Here is a 12,276-nt window from a genome sequence, read left to right as displayed (position 1 = left end):
GCGAGAAACCGCGCATGGGTATAAGGGTTTGCTACAATAGATTCATTTCATCATCGTCGAACGGGATAACCGTCTCTTGATCTGGATTGATTACGCCATCCTAACGGTGATTTGCGTTTCGGCGCTTATAGGGTTGATGCGCGGATTCGTTCAGGAGTGTTTCTCTCTGATCGGTTGGGTGGCGGCCCTGTGGGTGGGGCTGCATTATTATGCAGCGCTGGCCGGGCGCTTGGAGGAGCTGTCTATTCCAGCGTCCGCACGGGCGATCGTGGCCTTCGCGGCATTATTCATTGCTACCTTGATCTTAGGCAAGGTGTTGGGTTATCTCCTCGGCACGCTGATCGATCGTTCCTTCCTCAGCGGCCTCAACCGAATGGGCGGTGTTTTATTCGGCGGCGCACGGGGCTTGCTGGTGGTTTTGATCCTGGTTTTATGGGCGAGTACCTACCAACTGGATCGAGAACCATGGTGGCGGGATTCCCGTCTTTTACCTCCCCTTGAGCGCTGGGCCGCCGTCTTTGGCCATTTCCAGCCTCAGGATTATTTGCATTTGGTGCACACTCGCTGATTTTATTGGGTTAGAAAATATGTGCGGAATTGTCGGTATCGTCTCCCATTCTCCCGTCAACCAGGAATTGTATGAAGCCCTGACCGTTCTTCAACATCGCGGCCAGGATGCCGCCGGGATCGTCACTTACGAGGGGGGGCGATTTTATCTACGAAAGGATCGGGGCTTGGTCCGGGATGTGTTTCAGAGCGAGCACATGCTGAATCTTCCGGGAACCATGGGGATCGGCCACGTGCGTTATCCCACTGCCGGCTGCACCAGCCCCGCCGAGGCGCAACCGTTCTACGTCAATTCCCCCTACGGGATCGTCTTGGGGCATAACGGGAATCTCACCAACGCCGACCAACTCAAGCAAGAGATTTTTCTCCAGGATCAGCGCCATATCAATACCGACTCCGACTCGGAGATTCTGCTCAACGTGTTCGCCCATGAACTGCAGCGCCAAGGCAAACTGCGTCTGGACGTGAACGACGTGTTCGATGCGGTTTCCGAAGTCCACCGACGCTGCCGGGGTGCCTATGCGGTGGCGGCGATGATCACCGGTTTCGGGATTCTGGGATTTCGCGACCCTTACGGCATCCGGCCGGCGGTGATCGGTCGGCGTGAATCCGCCCAGGGCCTTGAATACATGATCGCCTCCGAAAGCGTCGCCTTGGATGTGTTGGGCTTCGAGGTGGTGCGCGATATCGAGCCCGGCGAGGCGGTATTCATCGAAAAAAACGGCCGTTTGCACAGTCGTCAGTGCGCCAAGACGACCTCTCATGTCCCGTGCATGTTCGAGTTCGTCTATTTCGCCCGGCCCGATTCGATGATCGATAAGATTTCCATCCACAAAGCCAGGCTCCGGATGGGGGAGAAGCTGGCGGACAAAATTCTGCGGCAGCGTCCCGACCACGATATCGATGTGGTCATTCCCATCCCCGATACCAGCCGCACTTCCGCGATGGAATTGGCCAGTCGTCTGGGGGTCAAGTATCGGGAAGGATTCATCAAGAATCGCTACGTGGGCCGTACCTTCATCATGCCCGGGCAACAGCTGCGGCAGAAATCGGTGCGGCGTAAACTCAATCCGATCGATTTGGAGTTCAAGGGCAAAAACGTGCTCCTGGTGGACGATTCCATCGTCCGCGGCACCACCTCCCAGCAGATCATTCAGATGGCCCGGGATGCCGGCGCCAAACAAGTTTATTTCGCTTCCGCCTCGCCTCCGGTGCGCCATCCCTACGTGTATGGCATCGACATGCCCGCCGCCCACGAATTGATCGCTCACGGGCGCAGCGAAGCGGAGGTGGAGTCCCTCCTGGGCGCGGATTGGTTGATCTATCAGGATCTGGGGGATCTCGCCAAGGCCGTGCGACGCGGTAACCCCAAGATCGAGCGCTTCGAGACCAGTTGCTTCAGCGGCGAATATGTGACTGGCGACATAACCCAGGAATACTTGGAAAAGTTGAGCCGTCACCGGTCCGATGCCAATCGAACCGAAAACTCCCGGATCTACACCAACGTGATCGATTTACCCAACTCAGTCTAGGAAAGAGCGGTCATGAGCGAGTCTAAAATTACAGATTGGAATCAATACGGGATCCAGACCCAAAGCATCCGCGCCGGCCAGCATCGGACGCCGGAGAACGAGCACTCCGACCCCATTTTCGTCACTTCCAGCTATGTCTTCGACAGCGCCCATCAAGCCCAGGCCCGCTTTGCCGGCGAACAACCCGGGAATATCTATTCCCGCTTCACCAACCCCACCGTTCGCACCTTCGAGGAGCGCCTTGCGGCCATGGAGGGAGGCGAGCGCTGTTTGGGGATCGCCTCCGGCATGGCCGCCATCATGAGTTTCTGCATGGGCGTACTGAAAGCGGGCGATCATGTGGTGTGCTCCCGGTCGGTGTTCGGCAACACCATGGGGCTGTTCAAGAATTTTATGGCCAAATTCGGCGTGGAAACCTCGTTTGTGGCGCTCACCGATTTGAACGCTTGGGAAGCGGCGATTCGCCCCCAAACTCGCTTCCTGTTCCTGGAAACGCCTTCCAATCCCCTGACCGAACTCGTCGATATTGAGGCGCTTGCGGACTTGGCCCACGGCAAGGATTGCCTTTTGGTGGTGGACAACTGCTTCTGCACCCCCGCTCTGCAAAAGCCCATCGATCTGGGGGCCGACGTGGTGGTGCATTCGGCCACCAAATATCTGGACGGGCAGGGGCGCTGCGTCGGCGGGGCCCTGGTAGGACCGGAAAATCTGTTGCAGCAGGAAATTTTTCCCTTTCTCCGCACCGGCGGGGCGGCGATGAGTCCGTTCAACGCCTGGGTGTTTTTGGCCGGGTTGGAAACCTTGGCCATTCGTATGCGGGCCCATTGCGACAACGCTCTGAAGTTGGCCCGCTGGCTGGAGGATCACCCCCGGATCGAGCGGGTCTATTATCCGGGCTTGGCTTCCCATCCTCAATATGAGCTGGCTCAACGCCAGCAATCCGGAGCCGGCGGGATCGTGAGCTTCGACGTCCGCGGAGGGCGGGAGGCGGCCTGGAAGCTAATCGACCATACCCGATTGCTTTCCATTACCGCTAATCTGGGAGATGTGAAGACCACCATTACCCATCCGGCAACCACCACTCATGGCCGTCTGTCCCCCGAGGATCGGCAACGGGCCGGGATTTCCGAGGGGCTGGTCAGGGTATCGGTGGGGCTGGAAGACATCCAAGACATCATTGCCGACCTGGAGCGCGGTTTATGAACGTAACCATTTACGGATCCGGATATGTGGGATTGGTGACCGGCGCCTGTCTCGCGGAAGTGGGTAACGACGTCCTTTGCATGGACATCGACGAGGAAAAAGTGACGCGCCTCAACCGGGGCGAGGTCCCCATTTACGAGCCGGGACTGGATCAGATCATCGCTCGTAACCGCGAAGCGGGTCGTTTGACCTTTACCACCGATCCGAGGGAGGCGGTGGCGCACGGATTGTTTCAATTTATCGCCGTGGGAACGCCGCCCGACGAGGATGGTTCCGCCGATCTCCAATATGTGCTGGCAGTGGCGAGGACCATTGCCGAACATATGGACGAATACCGCATTGTGGTAAACAAATCCACCGTTCCGGTGGGTACCGCCGATCGGGTCCGGGAAGCAATGACCGCCATTCTCGCTTCCGGAGGACGGGAAGTGGAGTTCGACGTGGTTTCCAACCCCGAGTTTCTCAAGGAAGGGGCGGCCGTCACCGATTTCATGAAACCGGATCGAATCATCGTCGGAACCGACAATCCTCGCACCGCCGAACTCTTGAAAGCCCTCTACGCTCCCTTCAATCGCAATCACGACCGCCTCATCGCCATGGATATCCGTTCGGCGGAATTGACCAAATACGCCGCCAACGCCATGCTGGCCACCAAAATCAGTTTCATGAACGAACTGGCCAATCTGGCGGAACGCTTGGGAGCCGACATCGAGCATATTCGACTCGGGATCGGTTCCGACCCCAGAATCGGCTACCATTTCATTTATCCGGGGTGCGGCTACGGGGGATCGTGTTTTCCCAAGGACGTCAAGGCCTTGGAGCGCACCGCGCGGGATATCGACTATCCGGCCGAGTTGCTGCAGGCCGTGGATCGGGTGAACGAGCGCCAGAAGCAGCGCTTGTTCGAGAAAATCCATGGGTTTTATCACGGCGACCTGAAAGGCAAAACCATCGCTCTTTGGGGACTGGCGTTCAAACCCAAAACCGACGACATGCGCGAGGCGCCCAGCCGGGCATTGATGGAGTCGTTATGGGAAGCGGGGGCGAAGGTTCAGGCCTACGACCCGGTAGCCATGGAAGAAACCCGCCGGATTTATGGGCCCCAGGTGGGGACGCATCCGGAGGCGCTCCTGCGACTGGTGGAAGATCCCATGGCGGCGCTGCAAGACGCCGACGGTTTGGCGCTGGTGACCGAATGGAACGAATTCCGCAGCCCCGATTTCATCGGCATGAAACAAGCGTTGCGCCAGGCGGTGATTTTCGACGGCCGCAACATCTATGACCCGGGGCTTCTGCGTCGTCAGGGCTTCGAATATTTCGCCATCGGCCGGCCCTGAAGCAGCGCTTCCACGTGAGCCGCCACGCTGGCGGCCAGGGCTTCCAAATGATAGCCGCCTTCCAGGCTGGAGACGAGGGGAGCATCGTATTCCGTGAGTCGGGATGTGATCCAACCGAAATCGTCCGCTTCCAGTTCCAGGGAGGCGAGGGGGTCCAGACGGTGGGCGTCGAAGCCGGCAGAGACCAGGATAAGCTGAGGTCGGAAAGTTTCCAGCGCCGGCAGGATGTTTTTTTCCGCCGCCGTTCGAAAACCTTTGCCGTCGGTCCCCGGCGGCAGAGGGACGTTGATCAAATTCCCGACGCCGGTTTCATCGGCGCGACCGGTGCCCGGATAGAGAGGAAATTGATGGGTGGAAGCATACAGCACCTTGGGTTCTCTTTGGAAGGCGGCCTGGGTGCCGTTGCCGTGGTGGACATCGAAGTCGACAATCGCGATGCGATTCAGCTGAAAGGTTTCCAGGGCATGACGCGCGCCGATGGCAACGTTATTGAACAGACAGAATCCCATGGCGCGATCGGCTTCGGCATGGTGTCCGGGAGGGCGGACCGCGCAGAAGGCGTGATCCGCTTGTCCGCCCAGCACCGCGTCCACCCCGGCACAGACGGCGCCGGCGGCGCGTAAGGCGGCCTCCCAGGAACCGGGCGAGACCGGCGTATCCGGATCCAGGTAGGCAAGCCCCCGCTGAGGAATGGCGGCTCTGATTCGCTCGATGTAGGTTTCCTGGTGGACTCGGGTAAGTTGGTGCCGATCGGCTGCCGGCATGGTCGGCCAGGACAAATCCTGAAATCGCGGTTCATGGAGCGTTTCATGGATAATTTCGAGGCGGGCTCGGCATTCGGGGTGACCGGGTCCGGTATCGTGTTCGAGACAGGCAGGGTGGGTATAAATTTGCGTGGTCATGACGACCCCCAAACGGATCAATTCACGCCATGAATAACATTTTCGATTTGGCCGAACAATGCCTGATCACGTCGGATTTGGAAAGCAAGCTCGAGATCACCCGTAAGGCTCGAGATCTCCGTCAGGCGGATGGATTGACATTCAGCGACTCAAAACCGCCGCTTCCGATCGAGCAGGTAAGATGGCCGCCATGCCTGCAATTCGTCCCGCCCAAAGATTTACCGCGCCGCAGCCTGAATGCGAAAACCGGCCGGATCGCGCTTCTGCATGCGGTCGCCCATATCGAATTCAGTGCCATTCTGCTGCACTGGGACGGCTTGTACCGGTTTCGCGGATTGCCCACGGAGTACTACCACGATTGGCTCCGGGTGACGCTGGAGGAATTGGGGCATTTCGAAATGCTGCGCCGACGGCTTTCCGAATTGGGCAGTGATTACGGAGAACTGCCGGTGCATGACGGCTTGTGGCGGGTCGCAGACGACACCGCCCACGATGTGCTCGCGCGCTTGGCCTTGGTGCCGCGTTGCATGGAAGCGCGCGGCTTGGATGTCACCCCGGGAATGATCGAAAGATTGAAACAGGCGGGTGATGGGGACAGCGTAAAGATCTTGCGGAAAATCCTCGCCGATGAAGTGGGGCACGTGGCGTTGGGGTCCAAGTGGTTTCACCGGATATGCAGGGATCGGAAACTCTCTCCCGAGCCGATCTATTTCGATTTGTTGGAGCAGTATTTCCAGGGTGGATTGAGGGGGCCGTTCAACCGTAAACTTCGTTTGCAGGCTGGATTCAGCCAGGAAGAAATGGACCGCCTCCAGGCACAAAATAAGCAATAGGAGAAAAGATGACGATACCCCTGACCCCGGTCGTTTTATCAGGCGGATCAGGCACGCGCCTGTGGCCTCTCTCCAGAGAGGCTTATCCCAAGCAGTTCTTGGCGCTCACCAGCGATCGCAGTCTGTTGCAGGAAACCGTTTTACGGGTACAGGCATTGGCCGAAGTCGCCCCCGGTATTTCGCCTTCTTCGCCTTTGGTGGTTTGCAATGAAGTCCATCGCTTTTTGGTGGCCGAGCAATTGCGCCAGTTGCAACGGGAGCAATCGACGATTGTGCTCGAACCGAGCGGTCGCAATACGGCGCCGGCGTTGACCGCGGCCGCTTTGCTGGCGGTGCGGGAAGTAGGGGATCCGGTTTTGGCGGTGATGCCGTCCGATCATGTGATCAAAAACCGCGAGGAATTTTGCGCCACTTTAGCCGAAGCGGTTGCCCTGGCGGCGGAGGGGGCCATCGCCACTTTCGGGATCGTACCCACCCGCCCCGAGACCGGTTTCGGTTACTTGCGCGCCGGTCGAAACGTCCAAGGCCGAACCCGAGCTTTGGAAGCTTTCGTGGAAAAGCCGGATTTGAATACCGCCCAAGCCTATCTCGCCTCGGGCGACTATAGCTGGAACAGCGGGATTTTCATTCTGCGCGCGTCGGTGTGGTTGGATGCCATCGAGCAATTCCGCCCCGATATTTTTACCGCCTGTAAAGCAACCGTCGATCGGGGTAGCCGGGATGCGGATTTTTTCCGTCTCGATCCAACGTCCTTCGAGGATTGTCCCGCCGATTCCATCGATTACGCCGTCATGGAGAAAATTGTCGGTCAGACGCCTAATCGAACGGTGGTTCTGCCGTTGGACGCCGACTGGTCGGATCTGGGGGCATGGCCGGCGTTGTGGGAAGTGACCCCGGGGGATGAAAACAACAATATTACCCACGGTGACGTTTTTCTCAAAGCAGCGAAAAATTGTCTGATCCACGCCGAAGACCGCTTCGTGGCCGCCTTGGGGGTGGAGGATCTTATCATCGCCGAGACCGCGGACGCGCTTCTGGTAGCGCACAAGGGCATGGGGCAACAGGTCAAGGTTGTGGCCCAATATTTGAAGGATCAGGGGCGTCCCGAATACTTGCAGCATCTCAAGATTCATCGCCCGTGGGGTGCGATCGAATCCATCGGCACCGGGGAGCGCTATCAAGTCAATCGCCTGACTGTTCGCCCCGGGGCTTTCGTGACGACGCAGCTGCATCATCACCGGGCGGAACATTGGGTGGTGGTGAAGGGGACCGCGCGGATTACTCGGGACGAGGAAACTTTTCTGCTGACCGAGAACCAATCCACTTACATTCCGGTCGGGGTCAAGCACCGCCTGGAGAATCCCGGCAGGATCCCCTTGGAGCTGATCGAAGTGCAATCCGGCGCCTATTTGGGCGAGGACGATATTCAAAGGTTCCCGGAATCAAAAAACCAGGATGGATAGAAATATCCATTCGCAGCATGGATGCTGCGATCGGTTTTCATCGAGAGCCGGTAAAACCGCCGGGATCATTTGCATTTGGCCGTTATCTCCCGGTCCCGTATAATTGATGAATTTTTACCCGACAGAATAACCATGGCTTTATACTGCGGTATCGTCGGCCTGCCCAACGTAGGCAAGTCGACCTTGTTCAATGCCTTGACCCGCGCTGAAATCGCGGCGGAAAACTATCCCTTCTGTACCATCGACCCCAATGTGGGGATCGTTCCGGTTCCGGATCCCCGACTTGTCAAATTGGCCGAGATCGTCAATCCCCAACGGACGCTTCCCACCACCATCGAGTTCGTGGACATCGCCGGTCTGGTAGCGGGGGCGTCGAAAGGAGAAGGGCTCGGCAATCAGTTCTTGGGCCATATCCGGGAAACCGACGCCATCGCCCATGTGGTGCGCTGCTTCGAGGATGGAGACGTCACCCACGTAGCCGGTTCGGTGGACCCGATTCGCGACATCGAGGTCATCAACACCGAACTGATGCTCGCCGATATGGATACCGTGGAGAAAGCCAGGGTTCGGGCGCAGCGCGCGTCCAAATCGGGCGACAAGGAGGCCTTGGCGCAAAAGGCCTTGCTGGGGAAAATCGCGGTCTGTCTGGACGAAGGCCGACCGGTGCGGGTTCTCGAATTGGACGAGGATGAGAGGACCCGGTTGCGGCAACTGCATCTGCTGACCGCCAAGCCCACGCTTTATGTCGCCAATGTCCAGGAAGGCGGCTTTGAAAATAATCCTTTGTTGGATAAAGTCCGGGAATACGCGGAAGCGGAAGGCGCGCAAGTAGTGGCGGTTTGCGCCGCTCTGGAGGCGGAAATCGCTCAATTGGAGGACGAAGACCGGTCGGCATTTCTGGAAGAACTGGGGCTCGATGAGCCGGGGCTCGATCGGGTGGTGCGGGCCGCTTATCGTTTATTGAACCTGCAGACTTTTTTTACCGCCGGCGTCAAGGAGGTCCGGGCTTGGACCGTGCGCATCGGGGCTACCGCACCCCAGGCGGCCGGCGTTATTCACAGCGATTTCGAGAAGGGCTTCATCCGCGCTGAAGTGGTCTCCTACGAGGACTTCATTCGCTATAAAGGAGAACAGGGAGCCAAGGAGGCGGGTAAATGGCGCTTGGAAGGGAAGGACTATGTCGTCCAGGACGGGGATGTCATTCACTTCCGTTTTAACGTCTAGGATAAGAAAAGCCCTGCCGAGGCAGGGCTTTCCAACTTCGAAAATCTCGGGAAAGAAATTATTATCGATTTCTTGCAGCTGCTTCTTCCTGTCTGATCTCTTCCCAAGCTTCATATTGGACCGTGGAGGTTTCCCGCTTCTTGAACAGAATCACACCAACCACCACAGCAGCGATCAGGACGCCGATGATCAGCCAGAAATTATCTTTTTCCTGCTTTTCTTCGTTTGCCATTTCTCCTACCTCTCTAAGTCAATTGTTATAGTAAATCCCCAAGTATTGGGGTGACACGGATCGGTTACAATCTGTGTCCGTCGAAAAATTCGACGGTGTCAATTGTAATCACGTTTTTCAGGTATTGTCTACATTGGATTGGGTAATTTTCGATATTCGGACGATATGATGACTGAGTGCGTCATTCTTGGCGGCGGTATCAGCGGCTTGTTGTGCGCGCGCGAGCTGGCGATTTCCGGCTGGCGAGTGAGCGTGCTCGAACGCGCTGAGATCGGCCGAGAGGCCTCGTGGGCGGGGGGCGGAATTCTCTCTCCCTTATATCCCTGGCGCCAACCGGAACCCATTGAGCGCTTGTCTCGATGGAGTCAACAGTATTATCCGGCGCTTTCCGAGTCCTTAGCTCGGGCTAGCGGCATCGATCCACAGTGGCAGCGATGCGGGATGCTCTGGCTGAATTTGGAAAACTTCGATGCGGCCGCGCAATGGTGCCGCAGGCTCGGGATCGACTGGGACAGCCCGGATTCGAGCGGGATTGAGCAGATACAACCGGGGCTTCGGCGGGTGGCCGGCGGCCAACCGCTCTGGGTTCCCGGGATCGCGCAAATACGCAACCCCCGGATGCTGAAAGCGCTGACGCTGGATTTGCGTCAGCGTGGCGTCGCATTGAAAGACAAGACCCCCGTGACCGGGCTTCGCCTCAGCGGCGGCCGGGTCGTGGCGGTCCAGACGCCCGGAGAGGAAATCCGATCCGATGTCTTTGTGGTGACAGCCGGTGCTTGGTCTTCCCAGTGGCTGATGGGCGATCTCTGGCAGCCGGAAGTCCGACCGGTCAAGGGCCAAATGCTGCTGATCAAGGCCCCACCCAAACTTCTTTCCACGATGGTGCAGCAGGGCCAACATTATCTGATTCCGCGCATTGACGGGCGCATACTTTCAGGGAGCACGGTGGAGGAAGCAGGTTTCGATAAACGTCCGACCGAGACCGCTTATCAGTCTTTGTACCGGTTCGCTGTGGAGACGCTTCCGGCGCTGGAAGCTTGTCCGGTGGTGCTTCAATGGGCCGGACTTCGTCCGGCCGCGCCGGATGGAATTCCGTATATCGGGCGACACCCCCAGTTGGCCAACTTGTATTACAACTGCGGCCATTTCCGCAACGGCGTGGTCATGGGACCTGCGGCGTCCCGATTATTGGCGGATTTGGTGCTGGATAGAACGCCGATTCTGGATCCGGCGGCTTTTCTACCCGAAAACCGTCCGTAGCAAAGACCGCAAAGCCCGGATGTCAAACTTCGCATAATGTATATTATGTTAAATTAGCAATTTATTCGAGATATCGATGCCCCCGGATCGACGGCAAAAACGCTTCGGCTTCGATCTTCACGTCCGCCCGGGATTTCCGGGGTTTGCGGCTGCCGGGATAAGCGGCCGAATACGTGGGCAGCCTCTCCCCCGGATCCAAGGGAATCAATACCGCCAAAGCCGCGCTGATCATTTTTCGAGTCACCTCTTTGTCTCTCCCGGTGCCTTTCACCCAGCACACGTTCGCTTTGATGTGCGGTTTCAGATCCTGGACGATGGCGATCGGCTCATCCTTGGGGTGTGCCGCCAATGCCTCCAGTTGTCGCTGAAATCCGAGCGTCGGATTATCCCCGGTCAAAGCGATCAGTTTGCGGTAGGCTTCTTGGCGGGAAATCTTTTTGATCGATCGGGTCATCCCCCAGGTGAAGCGCACCGAATCCGGTTTCTTCAGCAGGATCGGCAGATGGCGATAGATCTGCTTGAAATGTATCCTGGCGTAGCCCTGCTGCTTCATGATGCGGTGAGCGGTTTCCCGGTCCTTACGATTGACTTCGAGGACGGCGCGCTTGAAACTTTCTCTAGTCTCGTTGAGGTCCGCGGCCAAATGCAGTAACTTGGGCGATGCGCCCACGATCCCCGGACAAATCTCCGTTTCTCGACCATCCCGATCGTCCGGATATTCCAGTTGCTCCAGAACCGCCGCGAGCCGCTGCCGGGCTTCTCCGTCGGAATATTCGTTTTTTTCCAGATCAAATATCCAGGCCGCCGCCGCTTCCCGATCCAACTGGATCAGGAAGCGGTTGAGAGACGACTTGAGCCGGTCGAATTGTCGGCACAGGGTGATTTCGTTGGAATCAAGCATGGGTTCGAGTTTATTAATTTTATTTTTATTTTAACGGTATAAGCTTCTCACAACCATATTCTTTGTGTATGATTTGTAAACAGTGGATTACTCGATAAGTGGGACGATATGTTTACGACACCACAAGGAATGGAAGTTACCTGCACCAATTGCGGCTTCGGTTCCGCCTGCCTTCCCCGGGGTTTGACCCAAGGTGAGATCGAGCAATTGGAACACATCGTGCAGCGGCGCAAGGTGCTGCATAAAGGCGATGTCCTGTTTCGAAGCGGGGACCCCTTCCGCGGTCTGATCGCCATCAAATCGGGAATGGCCAAGCTGACCTATCAGGACGATCAAAGTCAGGAACACATTCTCGCCCTCCTTTTACCCGGTGAGATTCTGGGCTTCGACGCCCTTTCCCATAACGCCTATCATTGTTCCGCTCAGGCCCTGGACACCCTCAGCTATTGCGCCTTGCCGGCCAGGCAAATCAGCCCCATCTGCACCAAGATTCCCACCCTGTTCCACGAAATGCTGCGACACGCCAGCGATGTGATCGGAATTCAGCGCAAGCAGATGGTGTTCATCAAAAAACCCGCCGATCAACGGCTTGCGGGTTTTCTCCTGGATCTTTCCCGGCGTTACGAAGCCCGGGGGTTTTCCGGGGAGACCTTTTCCATGGGATTGACCCGCAAGGAAATCGGCAATTACCTGGATCTCGCCTTGGCCACCGTCAGCCGCACCCTCAAGCGGTTCGAAAAGACCGGCTGGATCGAGCTGCAAGGCAAATGGGTGCGCATCTTCGATCGGCCCGCATTGGAGTGTCTGCTGGCGGAGGGGTGA

12 protein-coding genes are annotated in these 12,276 nt (G+C 57.6%); 9 read left to right on the top strand and 3 right to left on the bottom strand.

Going from position 1 to position 12,276, the window contains the following annotated elements; genetic code table 11:
• Positions 1-76: 76 nt before the first annotated feature.
• From H035_RS18950 to H035_RS0108835, 4 genes are read left to right on the top strand one after another with little or no spacing between them, the layout of a single operon-like run.
• Complete coding sequence (locus tag H035_RS18950; RefSeq protein WP_022948629.1) at positions 77-568, top strand: CvpA family protein; 492 nt, start codon at positions 77-79, stop codon at positions 566-568.
• Positions 569-587: 19 nt separating this feature from the next.
• Positions 588-2,099 carry an amidophosphoribosyltransferase gene (gene purF / locus H035_RS0108845; protein WP_022948628.1) on the top strand — a complete coding sequence of 504 codons (1,512 nt, stop codon included), beginning with the start codon at positions 588-590 and terminating at the stop codon, positions 2,097-2,099.
• A 12-nt stretch (positions 2,100-2,111) separates the two neighbouring features.
• On the top strand, positions 2,112-3,302 hold the full coding sequence (locus H035_RS0108840; protein WP_022948627.1) for an O-succinylhomoserine sulfhydrylase: 1,191 nt from the start codon (positions 2,112-2,114) through the stop codon (positions 3,300-3,302).
• Positions 3,299-4,639: a UDP-glucose dehydrogenase family protein gene (locus tag H035_RS0108835; protein ID WP_022948626.1), complete on the top strand. Its 1,341-nt coding sequence runs from the start codon at positions 3,299-3,301 to the stop codon at positions 4,637-4,639. The genes H035_RS0108840 and H035_RS0108835 overlap by 4 nt, the downstream gene beginning before the upstream one ends.
• Here the strand turns inward: H035_RS0108835 and H035_RS0108830 are convergent.
• On the bottom strand, positions 4,603-5,541 hold the full coding sequence (locus tag H035_RS0108830; protein WP_026596432.1) for a histone deacetylase family protein: 939 nt from the start codon (positions 5,539-5,541) through the stop codon (positions 4,603-4,605). The genes H035_RS0108835 and H035_RS0108830 overlap by 37 nt on opposite strands.
• A 29-nt stretch (positions 5,542-5,570) precedes the next feature.
• On the opposite strand from H035_RS0108830, the gene H035_RS0108825 reads away from it, so the two are divergent.
• The 3 genes from H035_RS0108825 to ychF all read left to right on the top strand — a co-directional run bounded on the left by H035_RS0108825 (position 5,571) and on the right by ychF (position 9,061).
• Positions 5,571-6,374, top strand: coding sequence for a ferritin-like domain-containing protein (locus tag H035_RS0108825; protein WP_022948624.1), 804 nt, complete (start codon positions 5,571-5,573; stop codon positions 6,372-6,374).
• A gap of 8 nt (positions 6,375-6,382) precedes the next feature.
• Positions 6,383-7,837, top strand: coding sequence for a mannose-1-phosphate guanylyltransferase/mannose-6-phosphate isomerase (locus H035_RS0108820; RefSeq protein ID WP_022948623.1), 1,455 nt, complete (start codon positions 6,383-6,385; stop codon positions 7,835-7,837).
• A gap of 132 nt (positions 7,838-7,969) precedes the next feature.
• Positions 7,970-9,061, top strand: coding sequence for a redox-regulated ATPase YchF (gene ychF / locus H035_RS0108815; RefSeq protein WP_022948622.1), 1,092 nt, complete (start codon positions 7,970-7,972; stop codon positions 9,059-9,061).
• A gap of 61 nt (positions 9,062-9,122) precedes the next feature.
• Here ychF and H035_RS21780 read toward each other — a convergent pair whose 3' ends face one another.
• Positions 9,123-9,293 (bottom strand): LPXTG cell wall anchor domain-containing protein, encoded by a 171-nt coding sequence (locus H035_RS21780; RefSeq protein ID WP_022948621.1) that lies wholly within the window; start codon positions 9,291-9,293, stop codon positions 9,123-9,125.
• Between the two features lie 165 nt (positions 9,294-9,458).
• Between H035_RS21780 and thiO the strand changes: the two genes are divergently transcribed.
• Positions 9,459-10,553 (top strand): glycine oxidase ThiO, encoded by a 1,095-nt coding sequence (thiO, locus tag H035_RS0108805; protein WP_022948620.1) that lies wholly within the window; start codon positions 9,459-9,461, stop codon positions 10,551-10,553.
• Between the two features lie 61 nt (positions 10,554-10,614).
• On the opposite strand, the gene H035_RS0108800 is transcribed toward thiO, so the two are convergent.
• Positions 10,615-11,454, bottom strand: coding sequence for a DNA replication terminus site-binding protein (locus tag H035_RS0108800; RefSeq protein WP_022948619.1), 840 nt, complete (start codon positions 11,452-11,454; stop codon positions 10,615-10,617).
• 129 nt (positions 11,455-11,583) lie between these two features.
• Here H035_RS0108800 and H035_RS0108795 point away from each other — a divergent pair, with 129 nt between their 5' ends.
• Complete coding sequence (locus tag H035_RS0108795) at positions 11,584-12,276, top strand: helix-turn-helix domain-containing protein (RefSeq protein ID WP_022948618.1); 693 nt, start codon at positions 11,584-11,586, stop codon at positions 12,274-12,276.

It is taken from the genome of Methylohalobius crimeensis 10Ki (assembly GCF_000421465.1).
Classification (GTDB): domain Bacteria; phylum Pseudomonadota; class Gammaproteobacteria; order Methylococcales; family Methylothermaceae; genus Methylohalobius; species Methylohalobius crimeensis.
Note: the sequence above shows the minus strand (reverse complement) of the source record. Positions and strands in the feature narration are given on the sequence as shown.

Coding starts and splice junctions, on each gene's coding strand:
- purF (WP_022948628.1), top strand. CDS start 588: ATGTGCGGAATTGTCGGTATCGTCTCCCATTCTCCCGTCAACCAGGAA.
- H035_RS0108840 (WP_022948627.1), top strand. CDS start 2,112: ATGAGCGAGTCTAAAATTACAGATTGGAATCAATACGGGATCCAGACC.
- H035_RS0108835 (WP_022948626.1), top strand. CDS start 3,299: ATGAACGTAACCATTTACGGATCCGGATATGTGGGATTGGTGACCGGC.
- H035_RS0108830 (WP_026596432.1), bottom strand. CDS start 5,541: ATGACCACGCAAATTTATACCCACCCTGCCTGTCTCGAACACGATACC.
- H035_RS0108825 (WP_022948624.1), top strand. CDS start 5,571: ATGAATAACATTTTCGATTTGGCCGAACAATGCCTGATCACGTCGGAT.
- H035_RS0108820 (WP_022948623.1), top strand. CDS start 6,383: ATGACGATACCCCTGACCCCGGTCGTTTTATCAGGCGGATCAGGCACG.
- ychF (WP_022948622.1), top strand. CDS start 7,970: ATGGCTTTATACTGCGGTATCGTCGGCCTGCCCAACGTAGGCAAGTCG.
- H035_RS21780 (WP_022948621.1), bottom strand. CDS start 9,293: ATGGCAAACGAAGAAAAGCAGGAAAAAGATAATTTCTGGCTGATCATC.
- thiO (WP_022948620.1), top strand. CDS start 9,459: ATGATGACTGAGTGCGTCATTCTTGGCGGCGGTATCAGCGGCTTGTTG.
- H035_RS0108800 (WP_022948619.1), bottom strand. CDS start 11,454: ATGCTTGATTCCAACGAAATCACCCTGTGCCGACAATTCGACCGGCTC.
- H035_RS0108795 (WP_022948618.1), top strand. CDS start 11,584: ATGGAAGTTACCTGCACCAATTGCGGCTTCGGTTCCGCCTGCCTTCCC.